Raw genomic sequence first — 21023 nt, 5'->3', positions numbered from 1 at the left:
AAATAAAATTGTTTGAAGATTGACCTCAACAACATAAAAATTGAATAATGAACAACCTACAAGACTACTTAAGAGAAATCCTGATAGAATTTCCAAAAATTTTGGCTTCTATGGTGCATCCCACAGCACCAGCTGAAGCTATTGCAATAAGCATTCACAGCATCAATTTTAAAAATAATCAATTATGAAAACCATCTTAGTATTAGGAGCCGGACAAGGCGGAATTGTCACTGCAAGAGAACTGAGCAGACACAGCGGGAATGAAGAAGATATCAATCTTGTAAAGATCCTGGTTTTCGAGAAAGAGGAAACCAACGTGTATTCGCCATCTCTCCCATGGATAATGGTTGGAAAAAGCAAACAGCAGGAGATCATAGAACGTACAGATAAACTGCAGGCTTCAGGCCTGGAAGTTATTAGAGGGGAAATAGAAAACATAGATCCAGAAAATATTGCTGTAACCGTAAAAGGGAAGCAGTATAAAGGAGATCATATGGTAGTTTCCCTGGGCGTGGAGCAGGCAGATGTTTATAACCTTGAACAATTTGGCTCTAATTTCTTTACCCTAAAAGGAGCTCAGGATTTTTATGCTGAACTAAAAAAGTTTGACGGAGGTGAAGTTGCTATTTTAGTTTCTTCCCTTCCGTTTAAAAGCCCGGCAGCGCCTTATGAAGCTGCGATGCTTATAGAAGATTTCGTAAGAAAGAACAACCTTCCTAAATCCACTAATATTTCTCTGTATACGCCTGAAGCCGGCCCAATGGAATTCGCCGGTGCTGAAGCTTCGCGGGAACTAAAGGAACTGCTGGGAAAAAAAGGGATCAAATATTTCCCAAACCACGAACTGAAAGCTGTTTCAGGAAATGTACTGGAATTCAGCAATGGAGAAACCTATGCTTATGATCTCCTGGCCTATACTCCACTGCACCAGCTACCCGGGGTGATCAAAAAGAGCGATTTAGCAGGAAATTCCGGATGGGTAGATGTGGATAACAAGACCTTGGAAACCAAATATGAAAATGTTTATGCGATAGGAGATATCACCCACGTAAAAGCTGAAACCGGATCTGTGCTTCCAAAGATCGGGGTTTTTGCAAGACAACAGGCAGCGGTAGTAGCTCATAATATTGGCAGAATACTTTCAAATCAAAAACCAGATCAAACTTTCGTGCCCGAAGGAAAATACTTTATCGAAGCGGGCGAAGGTAAAGCGAGTGAGACCGGAGGAAGGTTTTCGGCTACCGGGAAGAATGAGGTAAAGATGAAAACCCCCGCCCAGTGGGGACATTTCTCCAAATGGTGGGATGAAAAATTCTGGTTCTTCAAAAACTTTTAATCAGAGATAATATACAAACGATGAACATCAAATATATATTTACAATGTTGGCTTTACTGCCGGGGCTATGGTTACAGGCGCAGGAAACGAAGCCCATATCCTTAAGTGAAGCCGTCCAGCTGGTAAAGGAAAACAACAGGGAGATCAAGATCTCACAGCAGGAGTTCCTCGAATCCAGGGGAGATTACCGGCAAACAAATTCAATCTTTTTACCAAACGTGGCAGTTTCCCATACCGGGATGACCACTACCAATCCTTTGATGGCTTTTGGGTCTAAACTGAACCAGGAAATTGTTACGCAGAGTGACTTCAATCCTGATTTTTTAAACAATCCTGAAAGGATCAACAATTTTGCCACAAAGATCGAAGTGGAGCAACCGCTTATCAATTTAGACGGGATCTACCAGCGAAAAGCGGCAAAAAAGAAAATGGACGCCACTGCTTTACAAACAGATCGAACCATAAACCATATGGTGCTGGAAGTGGAGAAAGCTTATATGCAACTGCAACTCGCACACCAGGCAGTAACAGTTTTAGAAAGCGCCCAAAAGGCAGCACTTGCCAATAAGAAACTCGCGGATGACATTTATAAACAGGGATATCTGCAAAGATCAGATGTACTTTCAGTAGAAATAAGGGTTTCTGAAGTCAATAATCAGCTTCAGTATGCAAAGAGCAATGTGATCAATGCATCAGATTATCTGGCATATCTTTTAAACGAACCAGTAAATATTATTTTCGAACCTACAGATCCTTTGGAAGTTTCAATTCCTGTTCAGGAAAATATTGAAACTGTTTCTAAAGACAGAGCAGATATTCGGGCAATGGAACTGGCGACTGAGGCTTACGGCGAAATGCTGCAGGCAGATAAAATGTTTTTTCTACCTCGTCTGAATGCCTTTGGAAGCTATGAACTTTATGATAATGAAATATTTTCTGGCGATGCCAGCGGATATCTCGCAGGCATTCAGTTGAAATGGGACTTGTTTGAAGGTTACAAGCGCTTCGGAAAACTTCAGAAAAGTAAAGCAACTTATGAAAAAGCCAGGCTGGAATATGATTCCTATGTTTCCAAAAGCGAAATGGAACGCAACAGGGCAAGCCGGGCAGTAAAGGATGCCGAAAATAAGCTGAACCTAACCCGACTTGCACTGGAACAAGCTGAAGAATCTTTGCGCATACGCTCCAACAGGTTTGAACAGGGGCTTGAAAAAACCAGCGACCTGCTTACGGCCGAAGCACAATATTCCCAAAAACAACTGGAATACGCACAAACAATCTTCGAATACAATTACGCACAGGCACAACTCGATTTTTTAATTAAATAACAGTCTTTTTATGAAAACCAAATTATATATCCTGAGTCTTTTGGGAGCAACGACCCTACTCTTTAGTTGCGGGGACTCTTCAGAAAAAAATATTACAGAAAATACTCCGGCAGTGGAAGTTACCGTAGAAACTCCTTCAGAATCTGATCAATCTTTCCTCACTTTTAGCGGAAAAATAGAAGCCGTTGAAAATGCCACTTTAAGCACCCGAAATATGGGCTATGTAACCCGCGTAAATGCAAAAGTAGGCGATAAGGTAAAAAAAGGTCAGCTGCTTATCGAGATCAATAATGCGGACCTGCAGGCAAAGCGGGCGCAGGTAAATGCAGGAATTACTGAAGCCACAGCGGCCTTTAGAAATGCAGAAAAAGATTATGAGCGATACAGTTCATTGTTTGCAGATAACAGCGCTTCCCAAAAGGAGATGGATGATATCACCGCCCGGTATGAAATGGCAAAGGCCAGGCTTGAAGGTGCCAGGCAGCAAAAAAACGAGATCAACGCGCAATTCGCTTATTCCAATATTGTCGCACCATTTAGTGGGATAGTTACTTCAAAAAATGTTGAGGTTGGGGATATGGCAAATCCCGGTATGCCGTTGCTAAACTTGGAAGTTCCGGGAAAATTTGAAGTAAGGGCAAGTGTTCCGGAATCTGAAATAGCTTCGGTTAAACAGAGAACACAAGTGGATGTACAGGTGAAATCTTCAGGAGAAACCTTAAAAGGAATAGTTTCAGAAATAAGCACTTCCGCAAAGAATTCAGGCGGGCAGTATGTGGTAAAAGTCGCATTAGACGAGACCGATGCTTCGATTTATTCGGGGATGTATGCCAGCGTTCAGTTTCCTACCACAGCTAGAGAACACCGGGACGTTGTTCTCATTCCGTCTTCAGCACTTGTGACACGTGGCGATCTCCAAGGAATTTATACTCCTAGCCAGCAAAATACAGCCATTCTAAGATGGGTGCGTCTGGGCAGAACGGTTGGGGATGAGGTGGAAGTTCTTTCAGGTCTTAATGCCGGGGAGTCTTATATCTCTTCAGCCGAAGGGAAATTATATAATGGGGCCAAACTCGAAATTCGATAAGCCTTCAGCAAAAAAACTACTAAGAAATGAAAGAAGGATTAGCAGGCAAAATTGCCAAAGGTTTTATGGATTCGAAGCTTACGGTGCTACTAATGATCGTGTTTATGGTCATTGGAGTGTACAGTTCGTTTTTGATCCCCAGGGAAGAAGAGCCCCAGATTGACGTGCCAATGGCCGATATCTTTGTTGGTTATCCAGGTGCAAGCTCCACAGAACTTGAGTCGCGGGTGATACAACCGCTGGAGAAAATGGTTTCCAATATTCCCGGGGTAGAATATATCTACTCCACTTCAATGAAGGAACAGGGAATGGTGACCGTGCAATTCCTGGTGGGCGAAGATATTGAACGCTCCTATGTAAAGCTTTATAATGAACTTATGAAGCATATGGACCAGATGCCGCTGGGCGCCACGATGCCGCTGGTAAAAACCCGCGCCATTGATGATGTACCCGTGCTGGGCCTTACTTTGTGGAGTGAAACTTATGATGATTACCAGCTTAGGCAAATTGCCAATGAGCTTACGCACGAAATAGAAAAAGTGCCCGATGTTTCCATTACTAACAAGATTGGTGGTCGTAGCAGACAAGTGCGCGTCGTGCTGGACAAAGATAAAATGGCATCCAGTGGAGTGGATTTTCTTGGGGTGGCTGAAATGATTCAGGCCAGCAACCAGCAGCTTTCCTCCGGCAGTTTCAATCAAAATGATACTGAATTTCTGGTGAACACCGGAAGTTTCCTCGAATCTGCTGAAGATGTGGAGAACCTGATCATTGGCACTCAACAGCAACAACCGGTCTATCTGTACCAGATTGCTGAAGTGATCGAAGGACCGGAATTACCCAAGGAATATGTTTCTTTTGGCTACGGAAAAGGCTCTGCAGCGGGAAGTAATTTTTCTTCGGAATATCCTGCAGTGACCATATCGGTGGCTAAGATCAAAGGGGCGGATGCTATGAAAATAGCCGATGTGATCATTGATAAGGTGGAACACCTGAAAACAAATCTTATACCTGATGATGTACACGTTGAAGTTACCCGAAACTATGGAGAAACAGCTTCTCATAAAGTGTCAGAATTACTGCTGCATTTGATCGGGGCCATTATCGCAGTTACCCTGGTGGTGATGCTGGCTATGGGCTGGCGCGGCGGACTAGTGGTTTTCCTTTCTGTCCCTGTGACTTTTGCACTTACGCTGCTTAGTTACTATTTGCTGGATTACACGCTTAATAGAATTACCCTTTTTGCTCTTGTATTTGTAACAGGAATCGTGGTAGATGATTCCATTATCATAGCCGAAAATATGCACCGGCATTTCAAGATGAAACGGCTGCCGTTCAAGCAGGCGGCGCTTTATGCCATTAACGAAGTGGGGAACCCGACTATCCTGGCCACTTTCACGGTGATTGCTTCGGTATTGCCAATGGCTTTTGTAAGTGGATTGATGGGACCTTATATGAGCCCGATGCCTATTGGAGCTTCCATTGCAATGATCCTGTCATTATTCGTAGCACTAACTATTACACCATACCTGGGGCTCATCTTTTTAAGAGAGAAAAGCAAAGGCAAAGACAGTGTTGAGGAAGAATCGGCAGAACAAATTGAGGACACTAGAATATATAAGATCTATAATAAACTGGAAAGGCCGCTTATTAACAACAAAAAGACCCGCTGGATCTTCCTGGGTACCACTATGCTGTTGTTGTTGGGCTCTGTTGCCTTGTTCTTTACCAAATCGGTCGCTGTGAAAATGCTTCCGTTTGACAACAAGAATGAATTCCAGGTGGTGATAGATATGCCCGAAGGCACAACTTTAGAGCGAACTGCGACTGTTTCCAGGGAAATTGGGCAGTACCTGTCCCAAAGACCGGAGGTGGTGAATTATCAGAGCTATGTGGGTACATCTGCACCCATAACCTTTAACGGACTAGTAAGACATTATGACCTGAGAGGTGCAAGTAATACGGCCGATATTCAGGTAAACCTGAAAGACAAGAGCGAAAGAAGTGAGCAAAGCCACGACATCGCGAAAATATTACGACCCGATATTCAGAAGATTGCGGCAAAATTTGATGCCAATGTGAAAATCGTGGAAGTACCACCGGGACCTCCTGTAATGTCAACAATTGTTGCTGAAGTCTACGGACCCGATTACGAGAAGCAAATGGAAATTGCTGATGAGATCCAGAACATATTAAAACAAACCCCAGATGTGATAGATGTGGATTGGATGGTAGAGGCAGACCAGACTGAATATCATTTTGAGATCGACAAAGAGAAAGCAATGCGCTATGGAATTGCTCCGCAGCAAATCGTTTATACAATGAATGCCGCTTTGGGGGAAAGAGCAATTGCACATTTATATGATGAAGATGCTACTCAAAGAGTGGGAATCCTTCTTGCTCTGGCAGAGCAGGAAAAATCCACTCCGGTAGATATTTCCCAGATCAAAATGGTATCACAAACCGGACAAATGGTGAGTGTGGCAGATCTTGTTCAAATCGAGGAAAAGGTGAGGGAGAAAAGCATTTTCAGAAAGAATCAAAAGCGCGTGGTGTATGTGCTGGCAGATATGGCCGGAGAGCTTGAAAGTCCTGTTTATGCCATCTTAGGAATGGAGGAGAAATTAAAAAAGATCGAACTTCCTCCCGGTTATGAGCTAGACGAGCTTTACATACAACAACCCGAAATGGAAGATGATTATACCGTAAAATGGGATGGAGAATGGCAAATTACCCTTGAGGTCTTTAGAGATCTTGGAATTGCCTTCCTGGGAGTGATCTTTATCATCTATATCCTAATTGTTGGTTGGTTCCAAAACTATCGTGCGCCAATCGTGATGATGGTGGCCATTCCGCTTTCCCTAATTGGGATCGTACTTGGGCACTGGATCATGGGAGCCTTCTTTACCGCTACCTCTTTTATAGGGATGATCGCCCTTGCAGGAATTATGGTTAGGAACTCGGTGCTGCTCATCGACTTTGTGAACCTACGCCTGGAAGACGGAATTCCGTTGAAACAAGCAGTGATAGAAGCCGGTGCTGTGCGAACTACTCCTATTCTTCTAACTGCAGGAACTGTTGTAATAGGTGCATTCGTGATACTATTTGACCCAATTTTCCAGGGGCTGGCAATCTCATTAATGGGAGGAACTATTGTCTCTACGATTCTTACGCTGCTGGTAGTGCCTTTAGTGTATTATATCATAGAGCGCAAGAAATATGAAACACGGGAGAAAAAAGAAATTGTTGTTGAAGAAAAAAAACTGAGGAAGTGATGTAAGACAGTTTGGAGTTGTGGGTTGTCGGTGATGAGCGCTGGAAAAGCAATAACTGATAACTCACAACCTAAAACTGAGAACTGAATCACCATTAAACTTTGAACATTAGACCTTAAAAAAATGAAACTACTAATTGTAACAAGTGTTGCGGAATTTCAAAAAGAGATCCTCAGCATTTTTAAAAAGGCAAATATTGAAGCCTTCAGCCGTACTGAAATAGACGGTTATAAAAATACCAATTCGGTCATTGCAACCAGAAGTTGGTTTCCGGGAGAAAAAGGCGGGAACGAATCGCTTATGTTCTTCTCTTTTACCGAAAATGAAAAGATTGAACTACTGTTCCAATTGGTTTCAGAATTTAATGAGAACCTGGAAACCAATAATCCCATTAGAGCTGCCGTGGTGAACATTGAAAATTATATCTAACCTAAAATTTTTTAAAATGAAAAATCGAGTTGTACGTGGAATTGCAGGAACTTTTGTGCTTGGAAGTCTTTTATTAGCCGTTTATGTAAATATTAACTGGTTGTGGTTTACCGCTTTTGTGGGGGCAAACCTGCTTCAATCCTCCCTTACGCACTGGTGTCTTATGGATAAGATCCTGGAAAGGCTGGGAGTGACTGATGAAGTGAAGCCCGGCCAGAAGTGCTAAATAATCGAGCAGATTCCAGGAATTCAGCTTAAAAATAGTTTTAAACTGGATCTGGATTATTTTCTAAAAATAAGCTTGAGGAGAAAAAATTCTTAGGAAATTCACACAAGATTAATAATTCCTTTTTCTTCCCTCGCTAGAAAACAATTAACTTTAAGGGTAACCAAAAAATTTATATTATGAGCTATTATTTTTCAAAAGTCCTCAACGATTCATTCGATGAGGCTATAGATAAAGTGACCAAAGAATTAAAAGAAGAAGGCTTTGGTATTCTTACTGAAATAGATGTAAAAGAAACTTTCAAAAAGAAACTCGATGTAGATTTTAGAAAGTACAGAATTCTTGGAGCCTGCAACCCGAAAATGGCCCACCAGGCAATTTCTGCTGAAAGCAAGATTGGCACCATGCTACCCTGTAACGTAATTGTACAGGAAACAGAAGATGGAAAAACTGAAGTTTCTGCAGTAGATCCTGTGGCTTCTATGAGTGCCGTAGAAAACCACAAACTTGGAGATGTTGCACAAGAAGTGCGCTCTAAATTAAAAATGGTGATTGAAAGACTTTCTTAGATTTCGAGCAAGTTTCTTAAATCTTAATGTCAGGATGGTCATTATACCATCCTGATTTTTTTTGCTTTCTCTTTGTTTTTTAATCGGTTATGTAACAAAAGTGACTGTAGCAAGAAGGCATTCGTAGTAATTTTGTCTTTCAATTCTGTATTCTTCAATACAGATTAAAATGATTTTCAAATAAAATATTAAAATATGAAAACAGAAGATTTAATTAAAAATAATAAGGGAACAATAGTAGATGTAAGGACCGTTAACGAATTTATGGGAGGAAGTGTTTCTACAGCCGTAAATATCCCGTTAAATGAAATTCCACTAAGGCTTGATGAGTTAAAAGAAATAGAATCTCCTTTGATTCTATGTTGTGCCTCGGGAAATAGAAGCGGACAGGCTGCAAATTATCTAAGCAGCAAGGGATTTGATTGTGTAAATGGCGGATCGTGGCTTGAAGTTAATTTTTTAACCTCAGAAACAGCCTAATTATGATTTCAAAACTTAAAGAGCTTTTAGGAATAAAACCTGCTCCTAATTATAAAGAACTCCTGCAGGAAGGCGGAATTATCGTAGATGTAAGAAGTAAAGCAGAATTCTCGGGCGGTCATATTAAAGGATCAAAAAATATTCCTTTGCAAACACTATCTGCAAATTTTGAAAAATTAAAAGATAAAAATAAGCCAATAATTACCTGTTGCGCTTCGGGGATGAGAAGTGCTTCCGCCAAAAGTGTACTAAAATCTAACGGATTCTCAAATGTGCATAACGGCGGCAGCTGGGCCGCACTAAAAGGTAAAATATAATCTTAATATGCTAAAAAGAATTGCTACCGGTTGGACCTGGATAAGAGCTGCCTATTTTTTAATAGGAACTTTTGTAATCGTGCAAAGCGCATTTGAAGGAGAATGGATTGGTATTCTTCTCGGCGCCTGGCCTGCTGCTATGGGGCTTTTTGGACTTGCCTGTGCGGGAAGAAATTGTTCTACCGGAACTTGCGAAGTAAGGTCAGAAGAATCTAATTATTAGATAATATTGTTCTAAAAGCTATCTATAGACCTGAGTTCGACGTAAGAAAAGTAGTTTTTTAGCATGAAAAAAGCAGAAATATGGTTATATTTAAGTATCTGAAAACCAAAATACTAACCTAATTTCTGCTTATGATTTCTACTGATAAAATTACTGAAATTTTCTGTTCTATCGATGACTTTTGTAAAGTTTTTGAACCTGCACAACACTAACCAGGGGTAAAAACAAAAGAAATCGATCCTTTAAGATGTCTACCAGTGAAATATTAACCATCACTGTGCTGTTTCACCTGAGTGGTCATCGCACCTTTAAACACTTCTATTTATACTATGTTCAGGAACATTTACAAAAAGAATTTCCCCAAACAGTTTCTTACAACCGCTTTGTAGAATTGATGCAGGCCAATATGCTTCCACTGACTCTTTATATGAAAACTTGCTGTCTTGGAGAATGTACCGGAATTTCATTCGTAGATTCTACTCCCATACGAGCTTGTAAAAATAAGCGGATAAAGAATAATAAAGTATTCAAAGATATTGCCACCACTGGCAGATCAACGATGGGATGGTTTTATGGATTTAAGCTCCATATCGTTGTAAATGATAAAGGAGAATTGCTTGATTTTATTATCACCCAAGCCAATGTGGATGACCGAACACCTATCAAACAAGATAATTTTCTAAAGAAGATTTTTGGCAGTTTATATGCTGATAAAGGGAACCTCTCTAAGGAACTCACCGCGCTACTATTTGATCAGGGACTACATTTGGTGACAGGAATCAGAAATAATATGAAGAATGTACTGATGACCATGCGAGATAAAATCTTGTTACGAAAGAGGTCAATTATAGAAACCATCAACGACCAGCTCAAAAATATCTGCCAGGCTGAACATTCCAGGCACAGAAGTTTTGGGAATTTCATTACAAATCTCGTAGCCAGTCTCATAGCCTATTCTTTCCAGGAAAAAAAACCAGCGATCAAATTTGAAACTCAAACAACCAATCAAATTGCACTGTTCTATTAAATCCTTAGATCGAATTCAGGTTATAGGTAAGTTCTCTACTCTTTCAGTATTTTTCAATGCTTAAACAAAAGAGGCTGTCTGAAAAGGCAGCCTTTTTTGTTGGATTATTTTGAGGTTTTTATTATTTTCATGTAATGAAAGCTAAAGTTGTAAATCTGGCCCAGGTTATTTACCACTCATCCTATCTCTGCAAATAGAATGATTCAAAACCCCTAATCAAAATCATCAGAAAACGAATTTTGTGTACCAAGATCTGTTATGCGTATATAATCTAAAAATCCGGTACCCTTAAACAATTGTTCTATACCTACAATGTTTCCATTAGAACCTTTATACGGTTTCGAAAGAACTAATTCGTCGTTAATTATAATATTAACTGTTTGTGCTTTTACTACTACATTGAGATCGATCCAACATTTAGGATCAAAAGTTAATGATGAAAGATCCTGATCGACCCCATTTAAATCTAACTCCCCAACCTTTATCCCAGAATAACTTGAACACCCCTTTTCCATTAGTTTGAAATGGGAAAAGTCCTTTTCACACAATAAGGTTAAAACAAAATCATAACAGGATATTCCACCAGTTTCACCTGAATTCTTGAACCTTAATTCCATTTCGAAATTATCCCCATCAATCCCAAAGTCTTTAAACAATTGATTGTCTACATAGTATACGGAAGTAATATCAAATCCATTATTCATTAAATTTTCAGGAGATTGATATAAATATCCATCATTATTTATATTATTTATCTGGTTATTAAGCCATAGAATCTGCCGGTTTTCTGGATAGTAATAACTTAACCAATCTTCTGAAGTTACCAATACATTCTGACCGCTAAGAATCCGGTTCTCGCTGGTTAATTTAATATGGTAATATCCAGGAATCTGATAAGTATAATTATATAAGGATCGTTGTTTATCTAATTTCTTTATTTCCGGGCCAGTGATGGGATGGTCAAAATCAAAATCAAGATAAACACTATCAGAAGCCATATTTGCAATACTATAATTTACCGATACCGTATAAGGTACGCTGGCAATAGTATCAATGGTATTAAAAGAATAAGAACTTTTTTGTTCGTTTTTGACAAAGGCATTCATTACCCCGGTCCATTGAGGAAGGAATAATAGCATCATTAGACCCAAGGAAATGAGAAGTCCTATCTTTATCTTTTTATTCTTCCAGAAATATATTTTCCCTGGTTCACTACCATTCTCGCGATCATAGTAATTTATAAATGCTATCCAATTAGTGTGTCCTGTAAATTTAGCTAGAGCATCCTTGGTAGCGCGCTGCGGATTATAGTGTTCTTTATACTTGATTTTTCCATAAAGCCTCTTTAGGGTATGTGGACTTATTGAAATCTCAGTTTCTTTAAAGATTATTTCAGATAAGCCTATAAATTCGGATTCCTTCCACGAATCGGACTTTCCCCAGCCTAATTTTTTTTCGATCTGACTTAAACAAAATTGTATGTATTTATGGTCATTCATAGGTATTCAAAGCTATACAAAACTTTGCACAGGCTTTGAATAGCCTATATATATAAAGTTTTGTGAATAAATCCATAAGATTGATGAAGTTTTTATAAAAGTCGGTTAGGTTTTTATAAAAGTAAGGAAAATGACTAAGACTCTATAGCGTTTTTTACTTCTATTTCCCGGTATTAACTCTTAATGTAATAAACTGAAATGAAAAATCTACAACCTTGTCGATCTCTACAGATTGCTCTTATCATTTTACTATTGATAGGTACAAATCTTATTGCTCAGGTGAAAATATACCAGGGAACGGAAGTAATTCCTACATACCAGATGGGAGAAGATAAAACCAGCCCTATCTTCTATACAGGAAGAGCTGTTCAAGGGGCGCAGGGCCGAGTTTATCCGTATCCGTCCCAGACAAATTTAGGAAGTGAACTTGTAGATACCGAATATGAAATGGTCTACCTAGAAAATCAATACATCAAACTTAAAGTTTTACCGGCCTTTGGTGGTCGATTATTCTCTGCAATAGACAAAACTAACGGACATGAATTATTCCATACCAATAGCGTCATAAAACCAGACCTCATAGGTACACTTGGGGCCTGGGTTTCAGGAGGCATTGAATGGTGTTTCCCCCATCATCACCGAACTACTACGATGCTTCCCAGTGACTATAGAATGGTAAAAAATAAAGATGGTAGTGCTACTATCTGGATTGGTGAGACGGAAAAAACTATGGATCTGCGGGGCGTAGTGGGAATGACCTTACATCCTGGCCGTTCCTATATTGAAGTAGATTATCGTATTAACAATACAAATACCTTAACCCAGAACTTTCTTTTTTGGGCCAATGTGGCAATTACTGCGAACGATGACTTTCGAACTTTTTGGCCTCCCAGCCAGGAGATAGGCGTCTTTCATAACAACACTAGTTTCACACAATGGCCTGTTTCAAATCAAAATTATAATGGTATTGATTATACTCAAGGTATCGATCTAACCTGGTGGAAGAATCATCCTAATCCGGTTTCTATATTTATGTGGCAAGCTAAAGAAGGATTTCTTGGCGGATATGATTACGGTAAAAATGCCGGGACGATCCACCTGGGAGATCCTATTGAAAACGCTACTTCAAAACTCTGGCAGTTTGGCCCAGGACAGCAAGGTCAGAATGCCAGAAGAAAACTTACCGACGACGGTAAAGCCTATGTAGAATTAATGACAGGCACCTTCTCCAATAATCAACCAGATTATAGTTGGATACTTCCACACTCGGTAAAAGATGCTAAGAATTATTGGTACCCTATTCGCGATTTGGAAATCGTAAAAAATTCATCTAAAGATGCTTCAATCACGCTCCAGATGCGTAATTCTAATACAATTTTTTACGGGGCTAACACCACAAGGGTTTTTAAAAATGCTCAGTTAATTTTAAAGAATGGAAATGATACTTTGGTAAAAAGATATCTGGAAATTGCCCCGAATATTCCTTTTACAGCCACATTTAGAAGTGAGGAAGAAATAGATGAATTTAAACTTCATCTTGAACTAAAAGATAGTCAGGGTAATATTCTGGTATCCTATTCCCCATATAAACCTCAACAACCCGAATTACCCGAACCACAGGAAAAAATTAAAAAACCTGAAGAATTAAAAACGGTAGAAGAACTCTATCTCACTGGGCGATTTGTAGAACAATTCAAAAGAGCAGGAATAAACCCTGACCATTACTATCTAACCGCATTAAAAATATCACCAAATGATTACAGGGTAAATATTGCTTTAGGAATACGGCGATTGAACCAAACTAGATACCAAGAGGCACTATCCTATTTTCAACGTGCCGCGCACACACTTAAAGTGAAATACTATCAACCAAAAGAAGGAGAGCTCTACTATTATATGGGACTTGCGCAGAAAGCATTAGGACTTGACCAGAAGGCATACGAAAATTTGGGTCGAGCTACCTGGTATTATCAATGGTTGTCTTCTGCTAACTTCGAATTAGCACAACTGGAAACTAAAAAAGGAAACTATCAAAAGGCATTGGAACATATAAAGGCCGCTTATTCAACCAATACCAAAGATGGCAGAATTAATACTCTATATAGTGCCATCCTACGAAAATTAGGAAAACCGGATAAAGCAATGGAATTGATCGATGGCTTATTGGCTTATGATCCACTCGACTTCTCAGCCTTATACGAAAAAAGCATTTTACAGGGTAAGGCTTCGCTTGGTAATTGGCATAAAAATATGCAGGATGTCGAAAATAACTATATAGAAGTCGCCACCCGCTATATGAATGCAGGATTATTTAATGAAGGAATTTCTTTGTTATCTGAAATTGAAAATCCGAAGAATCCATTGATCCCTTATTATCTTTCCTGGTTTTATGCAAAATCTGGAAATATTCAAAAAACTATAAGGATGCAAAAAATGGCCAGAACCGCTTCATTAAAATTTGTATTTCCTTACAGAGCGGAAACTGAAAAAGTACTTAAAAATACGCTGAAAAGAGATAATTCTGATGCTACGGCAAATTACTTATTAGGAAACCTGCTTTATGACAAAAGACCTGAGCAGGCCATGACTTACTGGAAAAAAGCCATTGAATTGAACAGCTCTTTTTCTATGGCCTGGCGTAACCTTGCTTTTGGGACATTTTATCATCAAAAAGATCCTGAGCAGGCCATAAACTATTTAACCAAAGCAATTTCCCGGGATAATTCCCACCCTCTTTGGTTTGATGAATTATCACGATACTATGATGAGTCCAGGCGCGACTATAAGAACATCTTAGCAATTCTCAGAGACAACTTGGATGTGGTAAAAAAGGATGTTGCGGCACCCAAAGCTTATATAAAATTATTAAACCTTAATGGCGACTATGAGGAGGCTATTAACTTTCTGGAAAATTATCACTTTAGAACCTGGGAAGGCGGAAGAGAAACTTACTGGAGCTACGTGAACGCTCATACCCTTCAAGCTATGGAATTGCTGAAGAATAACCAAATCGAAATTGCAATTAATGAATTAAATAAAGCTCTTCTATATCCAGAAAATCTTGAAGTAGGAAAGCCTCTACACGATGAAAAAAATGCGATGATCTATTATTTTATGGGAGAGGCTTATCAGAAAATGGGTGAAAACAAACAGGCTCAAAGAAGTTATGAGAAAAGTATTACATCTCAAAATGGTCCAGGAATGACCGATCTACTTTATTTCCAAGGCAAAGCATTTGAGAAACTTAATCAACCCGAAAAAGCAAAACAGATTTTCGAAAACTTAATCACTAAAGGAAAAAAGCTTAGGGAAGGTGATTCAGATAACAGATCCATCGGAGTTGCACAGGCTACACTGGGAAATAATAAAACAATTTCTTATGCCTACTACCTGGAAGCACTTGGCTATAAAGGCTTAAAAAATTCAGGTAAAGCAAAGCAAGAGTTTAAAACGGCAATAAACATATATCCAAATAACCTATGGGCGAAAATAATGATGAAGCATTAACCATCAAACTATCGAGTCCTAATCATTTGTAAGCGGCATAGATTTCCAATTAGCCTATAAAAACAACAAACTACAAGATTCGAAATATTAATAATAAACTCTACTAACTAAACAATTTTAAAAAACTTATGAGAAAAATTTTAGTCATATGCGTAGCACTTCTATCGGTTCAATTCGATATGCTTGCTCAAACATCTATTGAAGTGACAGGAACGGTCACCGAAGCAGAAACAGGTATTTCCCTTCCCGGAGTCAACATCTTAGAGAAAGATACTGGAAACGGGGTGATGACTGATTTTAATGGAAAATTTTCCATTGAAGTTCCGGAAGATGCTATTCTTATAGTAAGTTATATTGGCTACGCAACAGAACAAATAGAAGTAAATGGCCAGAACCAAATCGATATTGAAATGGATATAGAAACCTCTGCTCTAGAAGATGTGGTGGTAGTTGGATATGGTACTCAGCGGAAAAAAGATCTTACAGGTTCGGTTTCCGTGGTTTCTACCGAAGATTTCGAACAACAACCTGTAACCAGAGTTGACCAAGTACTACAAGGACGTGCAGCTGGAGTACAAGTGACACAAGCAGGTGGTGCTCCCGGAGGAGAATCCCGGGTAAGAATAAGAGGGGCCAATTCTGTATTAGGAAATAATGATCCTCTATATGTTATTGATGGCTACGTTGGAGCCGATTTCAATATGGTAAATCCTAGCGATATTGAATCTATTCAAGTTTTAAAAGACGCGGCATCAACGTCGATTTATGGAAGCAGAGGTGCTAATGGTGTGGTAATTATTACCACAAAAGATGGTACTCCAGGGGAGATACAAGTTTCGTACGAAGGAAATTTTTCAGTATCTGAGGTTATACAGAAATGGGATGTTTTAGGAGCAAGCGAATTTGCTCAGGTAGTTAATCAACGTTCTGAAGCCTTAGGCATTTCACCGGTATTCACTTCTGAAGAAATCTCTGGATATGAATCGAACGGGGGTACAGATTGGCAGGATGTAATATTTAGAACTGCTATAGGACAAGAACATAAAGTGAACGTATCAGGAGGTGGTGAAAAAACCTCCTATTTGGTATCTGGAAATTACATAGATTCAAAAGGTATCATAGAAAATTCCGACTTTAAACGGTATGGGATACGATCCAATATTTCTTCTGAAATAAATGATAATTTGTCTATTGGTGTCAATATTAGCGGCACACGTCTGGAAAACCATAATACAGGATTACAAAGCGGAGCATCTAACCCGGTAGTACAAGCACTGGCCTGGGCCCCTACAACTGCCGTTTATGATGAAAATGGCAATTATATACTTTCAGACCCCGTAGGCTCATTTACCTATAGCCCTGCTGCCCTACTCTATGAAAGAAATAATGATAATCAAAGAAATATTGCCAATATCATAGCTAATGTTAATTATAAACTACCGATAGAGGGGTTATCTTTAGATTTAAATTATGCAGTCAACTACCTTAATTCCCAAGGCCAGAGCTTTGTTGGGAATGCCGCCAGCCAAAATAATCCTAGTGCAAGTCGTTCTTCAGCCGAACAAATTACATTGCAAGCTACAAATGCCTTAAACTATAATAGAACTTTGAATGAGGTTCATAAGATTAACGCGGTAGCTGTATTTGAAACTCAGGAGTTTACTAACAATTATTTTTCTTCAGCAGGAAACACCTTACTATTTCCTTCATTAGGATACTATAATTTACCTCTGGCCGAATCATATACGGTAGGTTCGGGTTTTACTAATTGGAGCTTATTATCCTATTTAGGTAGATTCAATTACACCTATAACGATAAACTATTGGCTTCGGCAGCGATACGAAGAGATGGATCTTCTAAGTTTGCGGAAGGCAATAAATTTAGCACCTTCCCTTCACTTGCATTGGGCTATGTACTTTCGGAAGAAAATTTTATCCAGAAGTTAAATGTATTCGATCAATTAAAAATACGTGGTAGCTGGGGTAAAACCGGTAGTCAGGCTATAAATCCATATGCAACTTTAAGCACTTATAATACAAATACTCCTATGGCCTTTAACAGTGGGGGCGTAAGAAGCGGAATTCAAATAGGTAATCCAGGAAACCCAAATTTAAAATGGGAAACAACCGCTCAGACGGATATTGGCCTAGAAATGCAATTCTTTAATCGAAGACTCTCTGTAGAAGTAGATTATTTTAAGAAAAATACAAAAGATTTACTTTTAAATCAGGCATTGCCCTCCTATGTAGGAGGTGGAACTCAAACCCAAAACGTAGGAGAAATTGAAAATAAAGGATTTGAATTTATTTTAAGTGCTGATATTTTAAACTCAGATTTATTTAGCTGGTCAAGTAATCTAAACGTATCAACAGTAAAAAATAAGGTTGAAAGCCTTGGAGGTATCGCATCAAGAATACCGCAGGGTACCCATGTGGGTGGAGGATTATCTACAACTAATGAATTTATGTTAATGCCTGGTGAGTCTTTAGCCTCCTATTGGGGACTCGAGTACCTGGGAACATGGAAACCAGGACAGGAAGAACAGGCAAGCAGATATAATGCGGTGCCCGGGGATTCAAGATACGAAGATATTAATGGTGACGGTACTATTACTACAGATGATTTTCAAATAATAGGTAAGGGAATTCCCACTACCTCAGCTGGTTGGAACAATACCTTCACCTATAATGGCTTTACTTTAAACTTATTTTTTCAAGGGGTCTTCGGCATAGATAAGCTAAATTATACACGAGGTGCCGCGATGACTGGAAGTGGGGATGCTAGACAATTTATTTTGTCTGACATACAGGATCGATATATCCCTGGTGTAAATGAAACTTCTGATATACCAGCTTTTAGCAATTCAAATATAATGTTTACCCAATCTAGTCGGTTTGTGGAGAAAGGAGATTATGTTCGATTAAAGAACATAAGCCTCGCTTATGATCTACCAGATTCCTTTTTGAAGGATGCAAATTTGAGCTTATATCTCAGCGCAACAAATTTACTCACTTTTACAGAGTACTCAGGTATAGATCCTGAATCCAGCAATATTGGTTCAGCTACAGATACAGCTCAAGGTATAGACTATGGAGCCTACCCTAATTCCAAAACTTATACTGTCGGACTTAATTTAACATTTTAACCAAAAAATCATTAAATGAAAAATTTTAAAATATTATATATAGCATCTTTGATCACTATTCTAACAGGATGTTCAGATTACCTTGATGAGGAAATCAATGGAGCACTAGTAGGAAAATCAGCTTTAAACAGTGAAGAAGGATTGGAGGCAGCCCTTACAGGAGCCTACAAGGGATGGGGAACCACCTGGGGCTCTGGCTTTTTACATTCAACTTCAATAGCGGCTACCATGGGGGCTGATGATGTTACCACCCATAAAGCCAGCAATAAAGCAAGTTTTAGAGAGTTTGATCAATTCAATGTTTCAGAAACCAACCAAAGAACTCAGGCTTTATACACTGGTTGTTATAAAGCTATTCAGGGAGCAAATAATATTATTGCAAATTTTCAAAATGCTACAGGAAATCAAGAGACTATAACCACCATTGCAGGCGAAGCCTATTTTGTACGAGCGGTTTCCTACTTCTGGCTGGTAAGGTTATATGGAGAAATTCCTCTTATTACCCAAGCGGAATATTCTGAAGATCTCTTGACCATAGAAAAATCTTCTCCCGAAGAAGTTTATGCCTTAATAGAGGCTGATTTAAAACTTGCCGAGGAAAAAATTCCCAATACTAAACGAGATGCTGGTCGCCCTAATAAAGGGACGGTTAAAGCTTATCTGGCCCGTGTATATTTAACCGCAGCGGGATGGCCATTAAAACAAACTGACAAGTATGCTCTTGCCGCTGCAAAAGCAAAAGAAGTAATTGATAATAAGGAAATATACGGATTTGAACTGCTCTCTAGCCTTGCCGAAGTTTTTGAAAATGATCCCGAAAAAAATGGTACCAAGGAAACTGTATTTCAGATTTCGACATTTCGAGGTAATGGCACTACAACCAATGGTAATTATGGATCTGCCGCTATGCCGGGGGAAGAATCGGGGTGGGATGATTTTTTCGCCGAATTAAATTTCTTTAATAATTTTCCTGAAGGAGTAAGAAAGGAAATTACATTTCGCACTGAATTTATTACCGGTGATGGAGAGGTGATTCCGTGGCAGGAAAGCCAAACAGAGCACCCTTACTATGAAAAATATTATATCAAGGGAGATGAAAGAACCTGGAGTTCATCAGTTCCCGAATCTATGATGCGCTATGCTCACGTACTGACTATTTACGCCGAAGCACAAGCACGAGCCACAGGCAGTCCTGATGTCTTAGCCTATGAAAGTATAAATGCTATTCGTCACAGAGCAGGCCTGGAAGATTTAAGTGGCTTGACAGGTTCCGAATTCGCAGCGGCAGTTGTGCAGGAACGGGCGTGGGAATTTGCAGCAGAAAGAACACGTTGGTTTGATTTAATTCGATTAGAAATGGTAGAGGAAGCTAATGCCAATAAACACCCGGATGATTTACAAACATTAGGAGAAATAACAAAAGAAGATTACACTTTTCCTTTACCTTTCTCTGATACATCTATAAATGAAAACCTCTAAAAAAAGTGCTATTATGTGCAACAATCATCTTAACGAAACTGGTCTATATAAAAAAGGATCTAGTTCCATTTTAAAAAATGAATGTTTTCTAATTCAATTTTTTAGTAAGAATTGGCACACGAATTTCTTTTTAACACTATTTAAATACTTGAAATGAAAAAAAAATGGATTATCCTATTTTCTACTTTCTTATGCCTTGGATGTTTGGCAAAAAAGAAAATTTCCGAACAACCTAAAACTACAGCAGCAGATTTTCAATTGGTTTGGCAAGATGACTTTAATGGCTCCGTGATTGATACAATTAAATGGAGCAGGATTACAGAAGGAGCCCCGGACTGGAAAAACTATATGACCACGGACGATCAGGTTTATGAAGTTGCAGATGGATACCTTTATCTGAAAGGACTGGTTAACACGGATACTCAAACTGATCCCAGACCTTACCTTACCGGTGGAGTTTGGACTCGAGATAAATTCAATTTTACCTACGGTAAGGTTGAAGTACGTGCTAAAATGGAATCGGCAAAGGGAAGTTGGCCGGCAATCTGGTTACTCGGCCGGAAAAATGATGATAGTTGGCCTGCTAATGGGGAAATAGATATTATGGAACATCTTAATTTTGACAACTTTATCCATTCCACAATTCACAGCAGCATCAAGAGCTCGCCGAGCACTAAAACTGTAAATGTAAATCCTGGTGAATTTAATACCTACGGAGTGGAATGGTATCCCAACAAAATAGTATTTACTATTAATGAAGCTCCCACATTTACATACCATAAAGAAGCAGGTGCTGATTGGCGTCAATGGCCATTCGATCGGGACTTTCACCTTATTTTATCCCAACAATTAGGAGGAGCCTGGGTAGGTAATGTCGATTCCAGTCAGTTACCGGTTGATTTCGTGATTGATTATGTGAAGTACTACGAATATAATCCATCTCGTACTACAGCCTTAGGATCGAACTAAAATATCAATGTAAATTAAAAATGATAGTAGATGCTCATAACTTAATTGCCTGGAGTCTTTTAACCAAAGCCAGTTTAATAAGGAAGTTATGGACTAAATTTTACCCTTCCACCATATGGCAACTTT

General features: G+C 39.1%; 16 protein-coding genes and 1 pseudogene. 16 read left to right on the top strand and 1 reads right to left on the bottom strand.

Annotated features, from left to right (window positions below):
• Positions 1-47: 47 nt before the first annotated feature.
• The 12 genes and pseudogenes from BM084_RS19200 (at position 48) to BM084_RS12960 (ending at position 10297) form a co-directional block, all read left to right on the top strand.
• Positions 48-188 carry a hypothetical protein gene (locus tag BM084_RS19200; RefSeq protein WP_156858136.1) on the top strand — a complete coding sequence of 47 codons (141 nt, stop codon included), beginning with the start codon at positions 48-50 and terminating at the stop codon, positions 186-188.
• On the top strand, positions 185-1336 hold the full coding sequence (locus tag BM084_RS13010; RefSeq protein WP_093305334.1) for an NAD(P)/FAD-dependent oxidoreductase: 1152 nt from the start codon (positions 185-187) through the stop codon (positions 1334-1336). The genes BM084_RS19200 and BM084_RS13010 overlap by 4 nt, the downstream gene beginning before the upstream one ends.
• Before the next feature lie 20 nt (positions 1337-1356).
• The gene (locus BM084_RS13005) at positions 1357-2664 is read left to right on the top strand and encodes a TolC family protein (RefSeq protein WP_075326118.1); all 1308 of its coding nucleotides are present in this window, start codon (positions 1357-1359) and stop codon (positions 2662-2664) included.
• 10 nt (positions 2665-2674) lie between these two features.
• Entirely contained in the window at positions 2675-3751 is a 1077-nt protein-coding gene (locus tag BM084_RS13000) for an efflux RND transporter periplasmic adaptor subunit (protein ID WP_075326117.1), read from the top strand.
• A gap of 26 nt (positions 3752-3777) precedes the next feature.
• Positions 3778-7026 carry an efflux RND transporter permease subunit gene (locus BM084_RS12995; RefSeq protein ID WP_093305331.1) on the top strand — a complete coding sequence of 1083 codons (3249 nt, stop codon included), beginning with the start codon at positions 3778-3780 and terminating at the stop codon, positions 7024-7026.
• A 123-nt stretch (positions 7027-7149) separates the two neighbouring features.
• Positions 7150-7455, top strand: coding sequence for a hypothetical protein (locus tag BM084_RS12990; RefSeq protein WP_093305329.1), 306 nt, complete (start codon positions 7150-7152; stop codon positions 7453-7455).
• A gap of 16 nt (positions 7456-7471) precedes the next feature.
• Positions 7472-7681: a YgaP family membrane protein gene (locus BM084_RS12985; protein ID WP_093305349.1), complete on the top strand. Its 210-nt coding sequence runs from the start codon at positions 7472-7474 to the stop codon at positions 7679-7681.
• Positions 7682-7860: 179 nt separating this feature from the next.
• A complete protein-coding gene (locus BM084_RS12980; protein ID WP_093305327.1) occupies positions 7861-8250 on the top strand; it encodes a DUF302 domain-containing protein in 390 nt (129 codons plus the stop codon).
• A 195-nt stretch (positions 8251-8445) separates the two neighbouring features.
• Positions 8446-8730: a rhodanese-like domain-containing protein gene (locus BM084_RS12975; RefSeq protein WP_093305325.1), complete on the top strand. Its 285-nt coding sequence runs from the start codon at positions 8446-8448 to the stop codon at positions 8728-8730.
• Between the two features lie 2 nt (positions 8731-8732).
• Positions 8733-9047, top strand: a complete 315-nt coding sequence (locus BM084_RS12970) for a rhodanese-like domain-containing protein (protein ID WP_093305324.1) — start codon at positions 8733-8735, stop codon at positions 9045-9047.
• 7 nt (positions 9048-9054) lie between these two features.
• Positions 9055-9270, top strand: a complete 216-nt coding sequence (locus BM084_RS12965; protein WP_093305322.1) for a hypothetical protein — start codon at positions 9055-9057, stop codon at positions 9268-9270.
• 131 nt (positions 9271-9401) lie between these two features.
• Positions 9402-10297 (top strand): annotated as a pseudogene (locus BM084_RS12960) (IS982 family transposase).
• 212 nt (positions 10298-10509) lie between these two features.
• On the opposite strand, the gene BM084_RS12955 reads toward BM084_RS12960, so the two are convergent.
• Entirely contained in the window at positions 10510-11796 is a 1287-nt protein-coding gene (locus BM084_RS12955) for a hypothetical protein (RefSeq protein WP_093305320.1), read from the bottom strand.
• Positions 11797-11994: 198 nt separating this feature from the next.
• On the opposite strand from BM084_RS12955, the gene BM084_RS12950 reads away from it, so the two are divergent.
• From BM084_RS12950 to BM084_RS12935, 4 genes are all read left to right on the top strand, one after another.
• Positions 11995-15303, top strand: coding sequence for a DUF5107 domain-containing protein (locus BM084_RS12950; protein WP_093305318.1), 3309 nt, complete (start codon positions 11995-11997; stop codon positions 15301-15303).
• Between the two features lie 128 nt (positions 15304-15431).
• Entirely contained in the window at positions 15432-18449 is a 3018-nt protein-coding gene (locus tag BM084_RS12945) for a SusC/RagA family TonB-linked outer membrane protein (RefSeq protein WP_093305316.1), read from the top strand.
• Between the two features lie 15 nt (positions 18450-18464).
• Entirely contained in the window at positions 18465-19928 is a 1464-nt protein-coding gene (locus tag BM084_RS12940; protein WP_093305314.1) for a RagB/SusD family nutrient uptake outer membrane protein, read from the top strand.
• A 153-nt stretch (positions 19929-20081) separates the two neighbouring features.
• Positions 20082-20897 (top strand): glycoside hydrolase family 16 protein, encoded by an 816-nt coding sequence (locus BM084_RS12935; protein ID WP_093305312.1) that lies wholly within the window; start codon positions 20082-20084, stop codon positions 20895-20897.
• Positions 20898-21023 lie beyond the last annotated feature (126 nt).

The sequence above is a fragment of the Salegentibacter agarivorans genome, from assembly GCF_900113135.1.
GTDB lineage: Bacteria > Bacteroidota > Bacteroidia > Flavobacteriales > Flavobacteriaceae > Salegentibacter > Salegentibacter agarivorans.
The sequence above is the reverse complement of the archived record's forward strand: the minus strand, read 5'-3'. Positions and strand labels throughout refer to the sequence as shown.